The 18,374-nt window shown below is 66.3% G+C and carries 14 protein-coding genes; 4 read left to right on the forward strand and 10 right to left on the reverse strand.

Annotated features, from left to right (window positions below):
• Positions 1-59: 59 nt before the first annotated feature.
• Together BH95_RS08975 and eccCa are read right to left on the reverse strand one after the other, a co-directional pair.
• Entirely contained in the window at positions 60-1,832 is a 1,773-nt protein-coding gene (locus tag BH95_RS08975) for a type VII secretion-associated protein (RefSeq protein ID WP_037181612.1), read from the reverse strand.
• Positions 1,829-5,848, reverse strand: coding sequence for a type VII secretion protein EccCa (gene eccCa / locus BH95_RS08980; RefSeq protein ID WP_208601152.1), 4,020 nt, complete (start codon positions 5,846-5,848; stop codon positions 1,829-1,831). The genes BH95_RS08975 and eccCa overlap by 4 nt, the downstream gene beginning before the upstream one ends.
• A gap of 219 nt (positions 5,849-6,067) precedes the next feature.
• Here eccCa and BH95_RS08985 point away from each other — a divergent pair, with 219 nt between their 5' ends.
• The 3 genes from BH95_RS08985 (at position 6,068) to mycP (ending at position 10,229) form a co-directional block, all read left to right on the forward strand.
• Positions 6,068-7,102: an LLM class flavin-dependent oxidoreductase gene (locus BH95_RS08985; protein WP_037144545.1), complete on the forward strand. Its 1,035-nt coding sequence runs from the start codon at positions 6,068-6,070 to the stop codon at positions 7,100-7,102.
• Between the two features lie 125 nt (positions 7,103-7,227).
• Positions 7,228-8,775 carry a type VII secretion integral membrane protein EccD gene (gene eccD / locus BH95_RS08990; RefSeq protein WP_244164864.1) on the forward strand — a complete coding sequence of 516 codons (1,548 nt, stop codon included), beginning with the start codon at positions 7,228-7,230 and terminating at the stop codon, positions 8,773-8,775.
• Positions 8,733-10,229: a type VII secretion-associated serine protease mycosin gene (mycP, locus tag BH95_RS08995; RefSeq protein WP_037181620.1), complete on the forward strand. Its 1,497-nt coding sequence runs from the start codon at positions 8,733-8,735 to the stop codon at positions 10,227-10,229. The genes eccD and mycP overlap by 43 nt, the downstream gene beginning before the upstream one ends.
• On the opposite strand, the gene eccB is transcribed toward mycP, so the two are convergent.
• The gene (gene eccB / locus BH95_RS09000; RefSeq protein ID WP_037181622.1) at positions 10,178-11,629 is read right to left on the reverse strand and encodes a type VII secretion protein EccB; all 1,452 of its coding nucleotides are present in this window, start codon (positions 11,627-11,629) and stop codon (positions 10,178-10,180) included. The two genes, mycP and eccB, sit on opposite strands and share 52 nt — an antisense overlap.
• Positions 11,630-11,842: 213 nt before the next feature.
• Here eccB and eccE point away from each other — a divergent pair, with 213 nt between their 5' ends.
• Positions 11,843-13,513, forward strand: coding sequence for a type VII secretion protein EccE (gene eccE / locus BH95_RS09005; protein WP_244164866.1), 1,671 nt, complete (start codon positions 11,843-11,845; stop codon positions 13,511-13,513).
• Between the two features lie 7 nt (positions 13,514-13,520).
• Here eccE and BH95_RS09010 read toward each other — a convergent pair whose 3' ends face one another.
• From BH95_RS09010 to rpsM, 7 genes are all read right to left on the reverse strand, one after another.
• Positions 13,521-14,087: an NADPH-dependent FMN reductase gene (locus tag BH95_RS09010; RefSeq protein ID WP_037181626.1), complete on the reverse strand. Its 567-nt coding sequence runs from the start codon at positions 14,085-14,087 to the stop codon at positions 13,521-13,523.
• A 23-nt stretch (positions 14,088-14,110) separates the two neighbouring features.
• Positions 14,111-14,998 (reverse strand): tRNA pseudouridine(38-40) synthase TruA, encoded by an 888-nt coding sequence (gene truA, locus BH95_RS09015; RefSeq protein ID WP_019663578.1) that lies wholly within the window; start codon positions 14,996-14,998, stop codon positions 14,111-14,113.
• A gap of 6 nt (positions 14,999-15,004) precedes the next feature.
• Complete coding sequence (gene rplQ, locus BH95_RS09020) at positions 15,005-15,613, reverse strand: 50S ribosomal protein L17 (RefSeq protein ID WP_019663577.1); 609 nt, start codon at positions 15,611-15,613, stop codon at positions 15,005-15,007.
• A gap of 35 nt (positions 15,614-15,648) precedes the next feature.
• Positions 15,649-16,713 carry a DNA-directed RNA polymerase subunit alpha gene (locus tag BH95_RS09025; RefSeq protein WP_019663576.1) on the reverse strand — a complete coding sequence of 355 codons (1,065 nt, stop codon included), beginning with the start codon at positions 16,711-16,713 and terminating at the stop codon, positions 15,649-15,651.
• Positions 16,714-16,810: 97 nt separating this feature from the next.
• Positions 16,811-17,416 (reverse strand): 30S ribosomal protein S4, encoded by a 606-nt coding sequence (rpsD, locus tag BH95_RS09030; RefSeq protein WP_019663575.1) that lies wholly within the window; start codon positions 17,414-17,416, stop codon positions 16,811-16,813.
• A gap of 20 nt (positions 17,417-17,436) precedes the next feature.
• Positions 17,437-17,850 carry a 30S ribosomal protein S11 gene (gene rpsK, locus BH95_RS09035; RefSeq protein WP_019663574.1) on the reverse strand — a complete coding sequence of 138 codons (414 nt, stop codon included), beginning with the start codon at positions 17,848-17,850 and terminating at the stop codon, positions 17,437-17,439.
• Positions 17,850-18,224, reverse strand: a complete 375-nt coding sequence (rpsM, locus tag BH95_RS09040; protein WP_019663573.1) for a 30S ribosomal protein S13 — start codon at positions 18,222-18,224, stop codon at positions 17,850-17,852. The genes rpsK and rpsM overlap by 1 nt, the downstream gene beginning before the upstream one ends.
• Positions 18,225-18,374 lie beyond the last annotated feature (150 nt).

Genomic DNA, 18,374 nt, shown 5'->3' on the forward strand with positions numbered 1-18,374 from the left:
CACCCGGCCGGTGGTTCGGTTCCATCGGATCCGAAGAATCTTCGAAGCGATGTGCGAATCTACCGAGCCGGCGAGACGGACAGGCTCGACACCGCCCGCGCACAGTCGTCGATCAACGCGTCCGCGAAGCCCGCAGAACTCTGGCATCCGATGCTGACCTGCAGCCCGCCGTCGACGAAGACGTGCCATTGCACCGTCGAGCCGTCGGGCGGGTTCTCCACGTACGAGATTCCTACTCGCTCACCGAAATCGGTCGCGGCGGTGAATTCCACGATCGACCCGTCGTCGCTGCGCGCGTCGAGTTGTCGCTGCAGATCCTCGGCCACCGAATCCAACGATGCACCCGGTGTCAGTTCCGTCGAGGAGAGGACGATCCGCCGCTCGGGAAAGTCCGGCGGTATCAACAGAATTCGCGTCTGCTCGCTGCGCGTCGTCCAGGTCGCAGGCCCGGCGATACTGACTCTCCCGAACTCCGACCGTGAGACCGGGTCCGGCGTCGAATCCGGTGTCGACACGGGCGTCGAGCGCTCGGCGGCCCGCGTCGACGATCCGGCTACCGGCGGCTCGGACGTCGGCGCCACTGCCGGGACGGGTCGAGAGGATGCAGGCTGGGCGGAAACAGGCTGGGCGGAAGGTACAGGTTTCTCCGCGCGGAACACGAAGAACACCAGCCCGCCGAGCAGGAGGACGAGAGCCAGCGCGCCGATAGCCGGCGCGGGAACACGGCGCGTCGGAGGCGGCGGCGCGGTCGCCTCGGTCAACCACGCCGCGGCTCGGCCCAACGGCACCGGCGGGTGCACCGTGGGATCTGCTCGAAAGTCACCGGCCCCCACTTCACCGCGCACCCCGGCCGCGTAGATGTCTGCTGCGAACGGACTGGCCCAGTCGGGGGTGTCCGCGGCCGGCTCGTACGCCGAGCCCGCGTCTGCCGAACGGTACGAATCCCCGGGTGCGTCACCCGGATCCGACAGTCCGACGGCGGCCGCCATCGATCGAACGACGGTCGGACCCGTCGCACGGTGAATCCGATACGCGTGCAGGTCGTCCGACGCTGGCTCGCCGACGCCGGGTCCGGTGAGTCCGGGCAGGACGGGTTCATCGCCTGTCGTCGAGAGGACGAAGACGTCGACTCGTCCACGCCTGGGTTCGGCCGCGACGAGAGCAGCCACACGGTCGAGAACGGAGCGGCTCGCGGCGGCGTCGACGTCGATGTCTCTGCTGCCCACCGCGTCCCAGCGCACATCGCAAACGTAGCCGTGTGGCTGCCCGTCGACCCCCGGCTCGTCTCGCCGCCGATCGAGACCGACGACGACCGAGCTGAGATCGTCGACCTCGACGACCACAGCAGACTCGGGGGCACGCTCTCCGAGCGATCGAACGACCGCCGTCGCGGAGTCGATCACCGTCACCTCACCGGCCGAGGAACGGACGGCTCGCCGTACGACGTCGCGGCGGGCGTCACCCCACGCCGACGGACACGCGATCTCGAGCAGGTCCACGTGGCCCACGACGCCGGACCGTGCGAGTGCGTCGCCCACGATTCCGCCGAACACGCGAGCCGTGGGCACTACGGTCGATCCGACGAGTACGGCTTCGTCGTCGACGAACGACCACGGTCGCCGCTCGGTCTCGGAGACGGCCGCTGCATGCTCGGCTGCCACGTCCGGCGGATCGGAGCGCAGGAAGAGCAGGGTGCCCTCGTCCATCGTCAGCGCGATGTCGAACCTGGTGCACTGCACTCCGGCCGCCGAACTCACCAGCACGGACACGCAATCCTCACCGAGGTGAACTGCGGCATAGGTTCCAGCGGAGTCGGCGGCCCGCACTCTCATGCCGGGGACCAGGCCAGTTGCACGAGCGACTGTCCACGCCGGTCCACCAACATTCCCCGTCCCGGCGGCATCGGCGACGGTTTGACCGTTCCGACGAGGTTGCCCTCGTCACGAGAGCCGCTCATCACCAACCCCGGTGACACGAGATCGCGGATGCGCGAGATCACCGGGTCGTACATCGTCCGCGAGGCTCCGCCGGACCGCCGCGCGACGACGAGGTGCAGGCCGATGTCTCGCGCGTGCGGAAGGTATTCCGTCAACGGCGTCAGGGGATTTCCCGACGCGGTGGCCACGAGATCGTAATCGTCGACGATCACGAAGATGTCCGGCCCGGTCCACCACGACCGTTCGCGAAGTTGCTGCGACGTGACGTCCGGGCCTGGCATGCGTTCGGCCAGTTTGGACGCCAGCTCGGTCATCATGGTGGTCAGAACCGGCTGCGACGCGGCGTATCCGGCCAGATGATCGGTGTCCACCAGACCGAGCATCGTCCGTCGATAGTCCGCGAAGATGATCTTGACCTGCTGAGGCGTGTTCGCTTCCACGAGTGAGGAGCTGATGGACTTCAGCAACGACGTCTTTCCGCATTCGGTGTCTCCGAACACGAGGAAGTGGGCTTGCTCGGCGAAGTCGATCGCGACGGGTTTCAGTTCGGCCTCGTCGATGCCGAGCGGAACCCACAGCTCCGCGACGTCTCCGCGCACCCGCGGCCATCGACCGACCAGTACCCGCCTGAGGTCCGCGAGGGGCAAGCTGTCCGGAAGCATGCGTACGGCAGGAGCGGCTCTGTCGCCGTATCGAGCCGAAACACTGCGCAGCGCAGCGGTGATTCCTGCGCCCAAATCCGTGGTCGACGACGCACCGTCGAGGCGCGGTAGGCCGATCAGCAGGTGCAGCCCGTCCTTCGTGATTCCGCGGCCGGGCCTGTTCTCCGGCACCCTGGCCGCCTTGACCCGTCCGAACTCCGAGTCCGATGCGTCACCGAGACGGAGCTCGATTCGAGTACCGATCAGGTCCTTCGTCGCGGGCCGGATCTCGGCCCACCGCGTCGCAGTGACGACGAGATGGACGCCGTACGACAGCCCCTGCGCGGCGACGGCGGCGAGCTGCTGCTCCAGCGGCTCGAAATCCGTTCTGATGCTCCCCCACCCGTCGATGACCAGGAACACGTCTCCGAACGAATCCTCGGGATCGACGGGATGCTCGGTCCGTCGGCGTCTGAATTCGGCCATCGAATCGATACCCCGTTGGCGGAAGAGACGCTCACGGCGACTGATCACCGACGTCACCTCGGCGACCGTGCGACGAACACGATCGACGTCGAGCCTGCTCGCCGTCGAGCCCACGTGAGGGAGGTCGATCAATGCGTTGAGGGTTCCACCGCCGAAATCGAGGCAGTAGAACTGCACTTGCTCCGGCGTGTGCGTCGACGCCATGGACATGATCAGAGTGCGCACGGCAGTCGACTTTCCGGTCTGGGGACCACCGACTATCGCCAGATGCCCCTGTGCGCCGGACAGATCGACCTGCAGGAGATCTCGGCGCTGATCGAACGGTCTGTCGACGATGCCGATCGGTGCCCGCAGCGTCGCCGGTCGCTGGGCGAGCGCCGCCGGATCCGTGGCTCCGACCAGGCTGTCGAGCGCCGGCGACCGGTCGAGCGGAGGGAGCCAGACGTCGTGAGCCGGGTTACCGTGCCCACGAACACGTTCGACGACGACGTCCAGAACCGTACGGACGTCCTGAGTGTCGTCCACGCTCGTGGCGCCGTCCGCCCGGAGGTCCGCGGTGTCGACCGGGTGCGCTTCGTCCACCTCGCGCGCCCGGTCGCCGGGCGAAACCGGTACGGGGAACGCACCGAACAGCTTCGGAACGATGTCGACGTCCGTACGTCCGTTCACCTGACGTGCCGTACGCGGACGAACGTACGGACCCGACACGTAGGACGCCGCGAACCGCATGATCTCGGCAGAGTCGCACTTGAGGTAGCCCGCGCCGGGTTGCGCCGGCAGGTGGTAGGCGTCGGGAACCCCCAGGACCGTCCGAGACTCGTTCGCCGAGAACGTCTTCAATCCGATCCGGTACGACAGGTGGCTGTCCAGCCCGCGAAGCTTGCCTTCCTCGAGTCGCTGACTGGCCAGCAACAGGTGCATGTGCAGCGATCGTCCGAGACGTCCGATGGCGACGAAGAGATCGGCGAATTCCGGCTGCTGACTGAGCAACTCCGAGAATTCGTCGACGACGATGAACAGTGCGGGCATCGGCGCCAGGGCCGCGCCGGACGATCGGGCTTTCTCGTAGTCCGTGACGTTGGCGAAGTTACCGGCGTCTCGGAGGAGTTCCTGACGGCGGTTCATCTCACCGGCCAGCGCATCCTTCATCCGGTCCACGAGTGCGAGGTCGTCGGACAGGTTGGTGATCACGGCGGCGACGTGCGGCGCGTCCTCGAGCCCGGCGAACGTCGCGCCACCCTTGAAGTCCACGAGGACCAGGTTCAACTGATCCGGGGAGTGGGTCGCCACCAACCCCAGAACCAATGTCCGGAGAAACTCCGATTTTCCCGATCCCGTTGCACCGATGCACAGTCCGTGCGGACCCATGCCGTTCTCCGCGGATTCCTTCAGGTCGATCTCGACCGCGCTTCCGTCGGGCGCGACGCCTATCGGTACTCGCAGCCGGTCGCGCCCACGCCTCGGCGTCCACACACGCATCGGATCGAGGTCACCGACATCGGGGATCGCGAGCAGTCGGTTCCATGTCGATATCGACTCACCCTCGTCGACGGTGACGTCGCTGTGCCGAGCGGTGGTCGTACGGAAGGGAGACAGCCGCCGCGCCACCGTTTCCGCTGCTGCGACACTCAGCGTGTCCGCCTGCCCGAAGATCTCGACGCCGGGGCCGCTGACCGCACCCACCGTTCCGTTCTCGGTGACGAGTCGCAGCCCTCGACTGGACGCGAGCGACGTCGCGAATCCGGAGAGATCCAGCACCGTGACCGCCTCCAACCCGGTTCGTGTCACGTCGGTGCCACTGTTGTCCAGCAATCCCCCGTCGACGACGATCACGATGTGCGCGACACCGGCTGTTGCCGGCGCGCCGCGCGTGAACCTGTTGCGCAGTGAAAGTTGCTCGCCCAGAGCACCTTCGAGTTCGAGGAACGAGCCGTAGATCATCCGAGCACTGCCGACTCCGTCTTCGAGAAGCTCGTGCTGCGCGTGCGGGAGCCACTTGATCCAGTCCCAGTGCATCACCGTGTCCGGCCCGCACACCACTGCGATGCGCACCTGATCCGGGTCGTGGAAGGTGCACAGCGACGCGATCATCGCACGCACCGTCGCCCTCGCAGCGGAACGGTCCCCGGTGAGGGCGATCGCCGCGAATCCGCGCAGCGACACCGCGGTCGGCAGGTCGTTCACGACCGAATGCGCACGCACGAAGCGCCTGAGGGATACCGCCGACACCGGCTCCAATTCCTCGACCGGGCCGGTTTCCGGTGGCACGAGCCGGGTGGCCAATCTCTGCGTGCCACGGCCGATCCGCACGTGGCAGAAATCGGGGTCCGCGGTGCGTCGTTCCCACATTCGGTGGGTTCCGGCGAACGACCAGAGGACGGCCGGATCCGGATGCGACCATTCGAGGGCTGTGCGCTGCGCGTCGGCCGTGACGCGCACGTCCTTGCGCAATTGGTCCAGGTAACGCAGGTAGTCCTTGCGGTCCTCGTTCGCCTCGGCGGTCCGCGCGCCGCCGCCTTTTCCTCCGCCCGCGACCATCCCCAGCATCGATACCAGCATCATCGCCGGGAACATCAGCATCATGGGGTTCGCGGCCATGCCGGAGGTGAACATCAACGCGACCATGCCGACCATCGCCGCCACCATGACCACCGGCATGAGCTTCATCAGCAGATTTCCCGGCACGATCCGAGGAATTTCCGGCGGCGCCTGAAGGGTGACCTCGCCACCAGGGGTTCTGGGCACCGGACGGCGGGCACCACGAACGAAACGAACCGTACTCACGCTGCTGCCCCCACCGTCTCGCGCTGTCCCCCCGACACGAAGCCCGCGCTCGTTCCCAGGCGAGAGCGACTCCGGCCCGAAGGCTAACGCATGCGCGCACGGTGAGCCAGCCCTCGCGTCGAGCGTCGGAATAGCTCGCAGTCCTCGCTGGTTGTCTTCACGAAGAGCGTTCGGTCGCTCTCGAACACGATATTTCTCGTCGAAAGGCTGGCAGCGCGCATGTCCTCATCCCCGTCGCAACCGTTCTCCGTACCGGTGTCGATCCTCGATCTGGCACACATAGGTCCAGGTGAAAGCGTCAGGGACAGCTTCGATGCGAGCGTCGAACTCGCTCGACACGCGGAGAAATGGGGTTACCGGCGAATCTGGTACGCCGAGCACCACAACATGCGCACCATCGCGTCGTCGGCGACCAGTGTGCTGATCGGTCACGTCGCCGCGAACACAACCACCATCCGGCTCGGGTCGGGCGGAGTGATGTTGCCCAACCACGCGCCGCTGACGATCGCAGAGCAGTTCGGCACCCTGGCCACGCTGCACCCGGGACGCATCGATCTGGGCCTCGGCCGAGCACCGGGCAGCGACCAACAGACCATGCGTGCGATGCGCCGAGACCCGTCGTCGGCGGACCGCTTCCCGCAGGAAGTTCAGGAATTGCAGGGGTTCCTCTCCGACAATTCTCTCGTGCCGGGCGTGGTGGCCACGCCGGGAGCAGGCACGGGGGTACCGCTGTACATTCTGGGGTCGTCGTTGTTCGGCGCGCAGCTCGCGGCCGCGCTCGGTCTGCCGTTCGCTTTCGCGTCGCACTTCGCACCCGATGCGCTCGAGCAGGCCGTATCGATCTATCGCCGTGAGTTCCGCCCGTCGGACCAGCTGGACGCCCCCTATGTCATCGCAGGTGTCAACGTGATCGCGGCCGACACCGAAGCCGATGCGCAGCAACAGTTCCTCGCGACCAAACGCAGTCGCGTCAGCCTGCTGCTCGGCCGTGGGCGAACCTTCACCGACGAGGAAGCGGACATGCTTCTCGACGCGCCGCAGGGCCGACAGATCATGCAGATGACCAAGTATTCGGCGGTGGGAACACCGGCAACGGTCCGGGATTACCTCGATCGGTTCGTACGCCACGCCGACGCCGACGAGTTGATCGTGGCGTCCGGGGTCGTCGACCGAGCGTCGTGGCTGCGGTCCTACGAACTCCTTGCCGAGGCGACGAATCTGCGGAACGAGGAACCTGCGACCAGCGCAGTCTGATCGAACCGTCCGGCACGTCGCCGCAGGCCCTTGCTTCCGAGTATCGTGGGCCACGCTCGTAGCCAGGGGGGCACGAGCGGGGTGACTGTGCACGACGGGGGAACATCAGTGACGAGGGACGAGCAGTGACGGGGGATGTTTCGCAGGCCGTGAACGGACTCGGCGCGCGGTTGCAGCCGAACTCGGTGGAACCGAGCACCAGGAGCGACGTGCGGGATCGTGGCGCTGCAGCGCCGCTCGACCTGTGTCGACTGACGGTGCTCGGCAAATCCGCACAGGTGGACATGGCTCTACCCACCGACGTGCCGATCTCGCTGTTGATCCCCGGCATCGTGGACATCGTCGACTCCCGTGCAACAGCTGCCAACGACAGACACGGCCGAGACTGGGTGCTGTCGAAAGTGGGGATGCCGCCGATCTCGGGCACGGCAACGCTCAACGAGGCATCGGTTCGCGACGGTGAGCTGCTCGTTCTCGGTACCGCCGACTCCCCGGCGCTACCTCCCCTTCACGACGATCTGATGTTCGCGGTGGCGTCCGTCGACAGCTCGGGGGATGGCTCGAGGGACGGCCTCTGGACAGCCGCCACCGCGCGGCGAGTGGGTTTCGTGACAAGTGCGTCGGCGGTGTTGCTCGCCTGCATCGCCGTGATGCTTCCACTGCTGCAACTCGGCGGTCGCGTCGACGCCGGTGAGGTCGGCGCCCGGAGCGTCACTGCAGCCGTGGCCGCGGCGACGACCGCAGTGCTGATGATCGTCGCGGGAACCGTCGTCGGGAGATTCTATCGGGACGACAGCACCGGTGTTTTTCTGTCCGCATGCGCGCTCCCACTTATGTTCGTGGCCGGATCTCGGTTCGTTCCAGGAGAATTCGGGGCACCACACCTCCTGCTCGGCGGGGCTCTGGTCGGCGCCTCAGCCGTTCTTGCACTGCGTACCGGCGGCCACGGATCCGCAGTGTTCACCGCGGCGAGTGCCGCAGCAGTCACCGTGTGCGCAGGCGCAACGGTGTCGATGTTCACCGATCTTCCGGTGAGCACCATCGGAGCGGGGACCACCGTGGTTGCGTTGGCCGCCTTGGCGGCCGCACCTCGTGTGTCGATGATGCAGGCAGGACTTCCACTACCTCCCGTACCGACGGCAGGAGCTCCGCTCGACGACGCAGGCGACGAAGACCCCACCAGCGCGGCCGAACTCGCCGATCGGGCGCGGCGAGCCCGTAGTCACCTGACCGGTCTCGTGTGTGCCGGCGGCGCGGCGGCCACGGGTGGCGCCCTTCTGGCTGCGCTCGGATCGAGCGACGCCATCTATCGGCCGGGCGTGTCCCTTGCACTCGCGACGGCCTTGCTCCTGCTGTTGCGCGGGCGAACCTTCGCGCAGGTGACCCACGCGCTTCCTCTCGTCCTCGGCGGTGCTTCGATCCTTCTGACTTTGCTCGCGGCCGTCGTGTTCACGCCGGCCGTATCCGATTCGGACGCGATCCAGCCGGCAGTCTTCGTCGCATGCGTCGCTGTGGCGCTCGTGGCGCTGTTCTTCGGTTCGGCCGTGCCCACCCGGGAGTACTCCCCGGTCCTTCGGCGCACTGCAGAACTGATCGAGTACGCGGCGATCGCCACCGTGATCCCACTGGCGTGCTGGGTGTGTGGTTTGTACACGGCCATGCGCGCGCTGTGACGGTCCGATCGAGTCGGCGCGCCCGGGCACGAACACTGACGGTTCCGATCGTTGCCGCGATGATATCGGCGACCGTCGGAGCCGGAGTCGCGAGCGCGGACCGGCCCGTCGTCGATCCGGGGCTGCTGCCCGAACCGGGGCCTGCCGCCCCTCTCGATCCCACCGAGCAACGAAACGCCTGTGTTCCTGTCTCGGAGATCCCGGACGGCAGCGCGATTCCCGCCGAGCTTCAGGCTCTGGACTTCGCGTCCGTGTGGCCCATCACCCGAGGCGCCGGGCAGGTCGTCGCCGTTATCGACACGGGCGTCTCACCGCACCCGCGACTGCCTGGTCTGCGGCCGGGAGGCGACTACGTTCACACGGGCGACGGACTGTCCGATTGCGACGCCCACGGAACTCTCGTCGCCGGTCTCATCGCCGGGTCACGGGTGGAGGGCAGCGGCTTCGCCGGCGGCGCTCCGGAAGCACAGATTCTGTCGATCCGTCAGTCGAGCAACGCGTTTCGGATCGTCCGCGAAGGCGGTGAGCCCGACTCCGAGGATCCTGCTGCAGCGAACGCGTCGGGCTACGGCAACGTGATGACGATGGCGATGGCCGTACGCACTGCCGCGGACCTCGGCGCGACCGTCATCAACATCTCCGAGGTGGCGTGCGTACCGGGTGGGACGGGTCCTGTCGACGGCCCCCTGGGCGCGGCCGTCGAGTACGCCGCCACGGTCAAGGACGTCGTCGTGGTCGCAGCCGCAGGCAACACCGGAGGCGGCGGGTCCGCGTGCGCCACGCAGAACCCCCTACCCGACCCGACCGATCCGTTCGCCGATCAATGGGATCGCGTCGCCACGATCGCAACACCGGCATGGTTCGACGATCAGGTTCTCACCGTCGGGTCGGTGAACCCCGACGGATCACCGGCGGCGTTCACCCTCGCGGGCCCGTGGGTCGACGTCGCGGCACCGGGCACGGCGATGACGTCTCTGTCGCCGACGGGCACCGGACTCGCCGGCGGCACCATCGACAATCAGGGCGGTGTGACTCCGATTCAAGGAACGAGTTTCTCGGCTCCCCTGGTCGCCGCGGTTGCTGCACTGATCAGGGCGCACCGGCCCGACCTTCGGGCTGCCCAGGTCATCGAACGCATCGAGGCCACAGCGCACGCACCCGCCGAGGGCTGGAATCCTTTCGTCGGTCACGGCGTCGTCGATCCGCTGGCCGCGGTTACCGGGCAGGTACTCGACGACTCTGCGCATTTCCCTGCCTCGCCGGTCGACATCGCCGCGCCACTCGTGCCGGAGCCGCCCGACACCCAGCCGCGGACGGTGGCTCTGACCGGCGCGGCGGCGGTCGGTGTCGTCCTCGTTCTCGGTCTCGGATTGTCACTGCCCCTGCGGCGCAGGGTCGTTCCTCATTCGAACGGAAGCAGGGCTGCGTCCGGATCTGGTCCGACACCGTCGTGAGCGGTCAAGGCTGCGTCTCGACTCAAAGCCGGCCCCACGCCGAGCAATTCGACTATCTGCCAGGGTGCGGACGCAGCCGCTCCGAAGCCGAGTGCCTTGGCCGCGTCCGCATCCGCGACCCCGTACCGCACGCCGGTGTCGGCCACGAAGAAGTATCCGTCTCGTCGCACGCTCGTCGGCGAGATCCCCGTGGTCTGCACGAAACCTCCGCTACCCGGCGCCGCGAACACTTCGTCGGCCGCAGGTCCCCCACCGTCGGCCTGCGCCAACGCAACGGGTCGAGCAGAGTCCGGCAGCGGAAGCACTCGGCCCGAGGAGAATTCGAGACGTGCGGTGGGGCCGCCGTCGGGCGCGTTCTGTGGGAGCCAGGCCACGCAGCCCACCGGCTCGGACTCTCGATCGACGATCGACGGACGGGACCGCGGAAAAGTCTTCACCGCGAGCGAGTCGGCCGACGGTGCATCGCTGAGTGCGTCGGGAGTCAACGAGTCGATCTCCGGACTCCCCTGCGAGTCGGCGAACGTGATCAGCTGCGCGGTGGCAACGCTGACCTCCTGAATCCCCTCGGAAAGGACCACGTAGTAACGATCCTCGGTGTCGACCACTTTCACCACCGAGCCGACGGTCTTCCCCGCGAGCGAGTAGGCGGGTGACTCGCCCGCCCGCGGAATCAGCGGCGGTGTGATCGGAGGAACCACGGGCACGGTGTTGGCCAGTGCCTCGCTGACTCCGGAGGGCACGGTGTTCTCTAGCCCGAGCGCTCGAACGACCGACCTGTCGTTCAGATCGATCGCGGCGCGTACACCGTCGTAGACGAGAAAGACCCCGTCTCCGGTCTCCCACAGGAAAGCCTGGGTGTCCTGCAATTGTTCGATGCCGTCACCGTGTCGGGGATCGCCTGCGATCACGGTCGTGCCCGCCACGGACCCCGCCGCGCCAACGGTGTCGCAGACGCTCCACGCGACCGACGTACCGTCGACGTCGTACGGCAGCGACGACGGCGCACCGGGTATGCCCACCAACGCCCCTCGCGGCCTGTTCGCGAGCTCGCTGTCCTTGACGATCGTCGGATCGTCCGCCTGCCCGACGACGAGGCGTGCCGACGCGAGATTCAGCACGGGATGGAAGGTTTCGTCGACGCGGACGAACATCGCGCCGGATTCCTTGCCGACTACGATCGCCGAGTCGCCGATCTTGTCCTGGGGCCGCAGCAGAGCGAGCGCTGCGCACCCGGCAAGTCCGATGCACGCGATCACGAGACCGACTGCGAGTGCACGGGATTGAGAGCGCATGGGGTCGTGCAGCATTCGCACGTCCCGCCGAACCAATGCGTGTTCCATTCGGCGAACGAGGAATCTGTATCCGCCGACCTGCCATTTCGTTGTCGGCGTCGCCGCCACGGTGCCCCCTACCGTTTCTTCGGACCCGACACACCCTCGGGTCCGTCCCCGGCGCACACCCTACTACCCACCCGGCCACGACCGCCGTCGACGACCGCTCGGGGACGGCGAGCACGAGGTTTCAACATCGTTGCGCACAGCGTAGAGTCGCCGCTGAGCCGCGATGGGGGTCCGGCTCGTCACACGGACAGCCTTCGGGGGGAGGATTTCATGATGGCCGCGCTACCGGGGCGCCGTCGCCCGGCCCGCACGTCGGTATTTCGAGCACCGACCCTGCGTCGAGCTCTGGGAGTCGAAGTATTCGCGGTCCTGGTCTGCCTCTCGGCGGTTCTTGCCGAGCTTCCGCCCCTCACCGTCGTGCTGTGTGCACTGCCGTTCGCGCTGCTTCCGTTCGTCGTCGTGGGCGGACGCCCCCTCCTCGACTGGGGGTTCGCGTCGGCTCGATATCTGGCGGGGACCGTCCCCTCGACAGGCGTCACCACGGAGTACATCGACGGCGACGGAACCGCCGTCGGAGTGCACAGGCGAGGGACCATGGTCTCGTGTGTGTTGGAACTTCTCCCGACACCTGGAGCCACCACCAGGCTCGGACGGTCGACCGCCATGACCGACTCTGCGTTCGGCCTCGGCGACCTCACTGAATCTCTTGTCCAACACGACATTTCTCTGAGCCGAATCGACATCGTCTCGCACGGGTCGAGAACGGCACCGGGATCACCTGCGACGGACGTGTACGAGAACCTGATCGGCCCGCTCCCCGCCGTCTCGGCTCGGTCGGTGTGGGTCACCGTGACGCTGGACGAGCGGAAGAACCGTGAAGCAGTCGACGCCCGTGGCGGCGGCCGCGACGGTCTGGACCGGACGATCGCGATCGCTACCCGACGGATTGCGCGGGCGTTGGAGGCCGGTCGCGTACGTACTCGGACGCTCACACGCTCGGAGATTCACGCCGCCGCCTCACGCATGTGCCGCGGGACGTCGTTCGAATCCCTCACCCAGCGTTGGTCGTTCGCTCCGCTGCCGGGAGTGATCAGGACCGGTTTCGGGATCGATTGCCGAGGGCTGGACACCGAAACTCTCGAAGATCTGTGGTCGGTGCCCGCGTCCACGTCGACCGTCGTCCTCCGCATCCAGCCGAGTTCGGGTGTCGGCGGGGTGTTGCTCTCCGGATCCTGCGGATTCGTCACCAGGTCGGCAGTCCCGACGCCGTCCATTCCGCGTCCGGTGTCGATGCGTGGTCGCCAACGGGAAGCTCTGCTCACGTCACTGCCACTCGCGATCACCGCCCGCGGGTACGCCGATCCCGTCAGATCCATCGACCACGATCACGCAGCACAGCTCCGGTTGCCGACGTCGGGATGTGGGCAACTTCTCGGTTCGGACGCATCCGGCCACGGAGTCGCGGCGCGGATCCACGGCACGGACATCGGATCGGTTCACGTCGCCGGCGAGCTGTATCTCGCCCAGCAGCTGGTCTTCAGGGCTGTCGCCACGGGTGCACGTATTCTGATTCGTACCGACAGACCCCACGCGTGGGGTCCACTCGTCGACTCGCTCGCAACTCCGGAGCGGTTGAGAATCGACGGAGGCCCACACCGAACCGGTACACGGGTGGATCTGGTGGTGCACGACTTCTCCGACACGATGAGCACACCGGGTCAGGTCCGCAACGACGGGGTCACCGTGCTGACACTCACCGAGCAGATTTCACGAACACCGATGCCGGACCCGACGGTGTCCATTCACCAGCCGGGCGCGGCCGGTGATCGCATCCGGGTTCGAACGTCCACGAGCGAGGTGGAACTGGTCCTGGTCACCATCCCACAGGAGACAGCCTTCATCGGCCGACCGCGCAGTCTGCGACGTTCGAACTCGACCTACTGACCGGCTCCTAGGAATGCGGATACGGGTCGACAGCGCCTCGTGCCGCTGCAGCCGACGCCCACCACCACAGCTGATCGAGCATTCGGTTCGCTGAATCCAACTCGGGGCCGGTCTCAGGAATCCGATTGCCGCCGAACACCTTTCGCGCACGTGCGAATCCGACGCTGTCTCGCACCGTCACCATGTGCAGTTCGGTTGCAACCGAACGCAACTGCTCCACCGCTCGCGCACCTCCGAACATGCCACCGTAGGACACGAACCCGATCGGCTTGCCTCGCCATTCGTACTTCAACGTGTCGAGGGCGGTCTTCACCGACGCCGGGTAACCGTGGTTGTATTCGGGCGTCACGACGACGACCGCGGCGGCCGACGAGATCGTCTCGGCCAGTCTCTCGGCACCCGCCGACGGCGACAGATCCGACTGCAGCTCCAATTCCAGCAGATCGAGCAGCGACACGGAGAACTCCGCCCGCTGCCCGGCGACATCCACGAACCACTGGGCCACCGAAGGCCCCAACCGCTGCGGCCTGACGCTCCCGACGATCACCACGAGTTCGATGCGACCACTGCTCATCGGTCGAGCCTAACGGCGACCGGTCAACAACAGAATCCGGAGGCCGGAATCTCCGGACGGACTTCGCGGGTTGCTGCATTACGTTCGGCGAGTTCCTCGTCCCGTGGATAGTCGACACCCACCAGGGAAAGACCGTGTGCCGGAGCGACCGTCACCGCGCTGGACCTCGAGCGGGTCTCGAGCAACGACGCTGTCCACTCCGGACTTCGTCGTCCCTCCCCCACCGCCTGGAGAGCGCCCACCAAGCTTCTGACCATCGACCAGCAGAACGCGTCGGCGCTCACGTAGGCCGTGACGTGGTCGCCGTCCCGCTTCCAGTCGAACCGTTGAAGCTCCCGGACCGTGGTTGCACCCTCGCGGCGCTTGCAGAATGCGGCGAAATCGTGGAGCCCGACGAGCCTCGCCGATGCGTCGCGCATCGCGTCGAGGTCGATCTCCCGCGGCCACGACACGATTGATCGACGGTCCAACGGGTCGACTCCGTAGCGTGCCACGCTGAACCGGTACTCGTAATGTCGTCGCAGCGCCGAGAAGCGTGCGTCGAAGTCCTTGCTGACCGTCGTCAATGCCGTGACACGCACGTCGGTCGGTAGAAACCTGGCCATTCGTCGTATCAGTCGATCCGGTTCGTCGACGCCACCGACGACGTCGGCATGCGCGACCTGTCCGCGTGCGTGGACGCCCGCATCGGTGCGGCCGGCGACGGTCAACTCGACGGGCTGACGTAGCACTGTCGAGAAGGCTTCCTCGAGAACACCACACACCGTGCGGATCCCTGGCTGACGTGCCCAGCCGGAGAAGTCGGTTCCATCGTAGGAGATGTCGAGGCGCAGTCTCCGGGACGCCGAAAAAGCGGACCCGCCGTTCCCGGTGGGAACGACGGGTCCGCTTGCGCTGAACTCCGAGACCAAAGTGGACTAGTCCTTCTTGCCCTGGTCTTCGGTGGACACAGCTTCGGCCTCGGACGCGTCCGACGCGTGGGCGTCCTTGTCCTCGATGCCCTCGACGACGGCGTCGGCGTTCTCGACCTGAGCGTCGGTCGCGTCGGCTTCGACAGCCTCGACGACGTTCTCCTCGGCCGACTCTGCAGCGGCGGGAGCCTCTGCAGCAGCCGGTGCGGTCTGCGACGCCTTCACGCGACGAGCGCGATCGGCCTCGTTGGACACCGTCTGCTCGTTGACGAGTTCGATGATGGCCATCGGTGCATTGTCGCCCTTGCGGGGGACGGTCTTGATGATGCGTGTGTAGCCACCGTCGCGATCGGCGAAGAACGGCCCGATCTCGGCGAACAGCTTGTGCACGACATCTTTGTTGTTGATCGTCTTGAGAACCTCACGACGATGAGCGAGATCACCCTTCTTGGCGTGGGTGACAAGCTTCTCGGCGTGCGGACGAAGGCGCTTGGCCTTCGACTCGGTGGTGGTGATGCGGCCGTGCTCGAAGAGTGCCGTCGCCAGGTTGGCCAGGATGGCCTTCTGGTGCGACGCCGACCCGCCGAGACGGCGGCCCTTGGTGGGCTTGGGCATGATGAATCTCCTAGTAAGAGCTCAAAGCGAGCTGATTACAGCTGTTCTGTCTCGGCGTAGTCCTGCTCGGCGCCTTCGCTGTCCGCGAAGGATCCAGCATCGGTGTCGCTCCACGTTCCCGTGGTGGCGTCGTATCCGGGCACGGTGGTCGGATCGAAGGACGCGGGGCTGTCCTTGAGCGAGAGGCCGAGCGAGTGCAGCTTGACCTTCACCTCGTCGATGGACTTCTGTCCGAAGTTACGGATGTCCAGCAGATCGGACTCGGTACGGCCAACCAGCTCGCCGACGGTGTGAACACCCTCGCGCTTGAGGCAGTTGTAGGAACGGACGGTGAGGTCCAGGTCCTCGATGGGGAGTCCGAAGGAAGCGATGTGGTCGGCCTCGGCGGGCGAGGGTCCGATCTCGATTCCTTCTGCTTCGACGTTCAGCTCACGGGCGAGGCCGAAGAGCTCAACCAGGGTCTTGCCCGCAGATGCGAGCGCGTCCCGCGCGGTGATGGAGTTCTTGGTCTCCACGTCGAGAACGAGCCGATCGAAGTCGGTGCGCTGTTCGACGCGAGTGGCCTCCACCTTGTAGGTGACCTTGAGCACGGGCGAGTAGATCGAGTCGACCGGGATACGGCCGATCTCTGCGCCCGAAGCCTTGTTCTGAACGGCGGGGACGTAACCGCGACCGCGCTCTACGACGAGCTCGATCTCCAGCTTGCCCTTGTCGTTCAAGGTCGCGATGTGCAGATCCGGGTTGTTCACCGTGACGCCGGCCGGGGGAACGATGTCGCCTGCGGTGACAGAGCCGGGGCCCTGCTTGCGGACGTACATGGTGACCGGCTCGTCCTCTTCGGAGCTCACGACGAGACCCTTGAGGTTCAGGATGATGTCGGTGACATCTTCCTTGACTCCGGGGACAGTGGTGAACTCGTGGAGAACGCCGTCGATGCGGATGCTGGTGACAGCAGCGCCGGGGATCGACGACAGCAGGGTACGGCGGAGCGAGTTGCCGAGGGTGTAACCGAAGCCAGGCTCGAGCGGCTCGATGACGAATTTCGAGCGGTTGTCGGCGATGACCTCTTCGGTCAACGTCGGGCGCTGTGAAATGAGCATTGTGTATTCCTCCTGTACGGACGTCCGCTATTTGACGTCCACGTGTGGAGGCGAGAACGCCTGCGGGTATCGATGACACCCGCAGGCGTGCTGCGCCTTACTTCGAGTAGTACTCGACGATGAGCTGCTCCTGGAGCGGCACATCGATCTGTGCGCGCTCCGGTACCCGGTGAACCAGGATGCGAAGGCGGTTGGGAACGACCTGCAGCCACGGGGCAACCGGACGATCGCCGTAGCTCTCGCGTGCAACCTGGATCGGGAGAGTCTGTGCGGACTTCTCGCGGACATCGATGATGTCGTACTGCGAGACGCGGTAGCTGGGGATGTCCACTCGCTGGTTGTTGACCAGGAAGTGTCCGTGCGTGACCAGCTGGCGTGCCTGACGACGCGTGCGAGCGAGGCCCGCACGGTAGATGACGTTGTCGAGTCGCGTCTCGAGGATCGTCAACAGGTTCTCACCGGTCTTGCCGGGGCGCTTGTTGGCTTCCTTGTAGTAGAGACGGAACTGCTTCTCCATGACGCCGTAGGTGAAGCGTGCCTTCTGCTTCTCCTGCAGCTGGAGCAGGTACTCGCTCTCCTTGATCCGCGCGCGACCGTGCTGGCCGGGCGGGTAGGGGCGACGCTCGAACGCCTGGTCGCCTCCGACGAGGTCGACGCGCAGACGACGCGACTTGCGGGTAGCGGGACCGGTATAACGTGCCATTTTCTAAACCTTCCTTCCCGCTAGACCCGACGCCGCTTGGGCGGACGGCAGCCGTTGTGCGGCTGAGGGGTGACATCGGAGATGGTGCCGACCTCCAGGCCAGCAGCCTGGAGCGAACGGATAGCGGTCTCACGGCCGGAGCCGGGACCCTTGACGAACACGTCGACCTTCTTGACGCCGTGCTCCTGCGCCTTGCGGGCAGCGTTCTCGGCTGCGAGCTGCGCGGCGAACGGAGTCGACTTACGCGAGCCCTTGAAGCCCACGTGTCCCGACGACGCCCACGAGATGACGTTGCCTGCCGGGTCGGTGATCGACACGATCGTGTTGTTGAACGTGCTCTTGATGTGCGCAGATCCGTGCGGGACGTTCTTCTTGTCCCTGCGACGCGTCTTCTGCGTCTTCTTCGGGCCTGTACCGCGTGCTTTAGGGGGCATTACTTCGCCTTCTTCTTGCCGGCAATGGTGCGCTTGGGGCCCTTACGGGTGCGCGCATTGGTCTTGGTGCGCTGTCCACGTACGGGCAGACCACGACGGTGGCGAAGGCCCTGGTAGCAGCCGATTTCGATCTTGCGACGGATGTCGGCCTGCACCTCGCGGCGCAGGTCGCCCTCGACCTTGAGGGACTCCTCGATGTACTCGCGGAGCTTGGTCAGATCTTCGTCGGACAGATCCTTCGAACGCAGATCCGGGCTCACGCCGGTTGCGTCGAGAATCTCCTTCGAGCGGGTACGGCCGACGCCGTAGATGTAAGTCAGTGCGATCTCCATGCGCTTTTCGCGCGGCAGATCCACACCTGCGAGACGTGCCATGTGGCATTCCTTTTCATGTCCGGAGGTCTGCTCCCAGTCCGTCCCCTGTGCCTCTGTACTGCCGAGAACCTTGCGGCTCTCCAAAACTCAGTGGGGCCCCGGCCTCCGTGCCGGGGGTGTGCCGCAACTCGAATGTTGCGGTTGGTGCTG

The organism is Rhodococcoides fascians A44A (assembly GCF_000760735.1).
Lineage (GTDB): Bacteria > Actinomycetota > Actinomycetes > Mycobacteriales > Mycobacteriaceae > Rhodococcoides > Rhodococcoides fascians_E.

Coding starts and splice junctions, on each gene's coding strand:
- BH95_RS08975 (WP_037181612.1), bottom strand. CDS start 1,832: ATGAGAGTGCGGGCCGCCGACTCCGCTGGAACCTATGCCGCAGTTCAC.
- BH95_RS08985 (WP_037144545.1), top strand. CDS start 6,068: ATGTCCTCATCCCCGTCGCAACCGTTCTCCGTACCGGTGTCGATCCTC.
- eccE (WP_244164866.1), top strand. CDS start 11,843: ATGGCCGCGCTACCGGGGCGCCGTCGCCCGGCCCGCACGTCGGTATTT.
- BH95_RS09010 (WP_037181626.1), bottom strand. CDS start 14,087: ATGAGCAGTGGTCGCATCGAACTCGTGGTGATCGTCGGGAGCGTCAGG.
- rplQ (WP_019663577.1), bottom strand. CDS start 15,613: ATGCCCAAGCCCACCAAGGGCCGCCGTCTCGGCGGGTCGGCGTCGCAC.
- BH95_RS09025 (WP_019663576.1), bottom strand. CDS start 16,713: ATGCTCATTTCACAGCGCCCGACGTTGACCGAAGAGGTCATCGCCGAC.
- rpsD (WP_019663575.1), bottom strand. CDS start 17,416: ATGGCACGTTATACCGGTCCCGCTACCCGCAAGTCGCGTCGTCTGCGC.
- rpsK (WP_019663574.1), bottom strand. CDS start 17,850: ATGCCCCCTAAAGCACGCGGTACAGGCCCGAAGAAGACGCAGAAGACG.
- rpsM (WP_019663573.1), bottom strand. CDS start 18,224: ATGGCACGTCTCGCAGGTGTGGATCTGCCGCGCGAAAAGCGCATGGAG.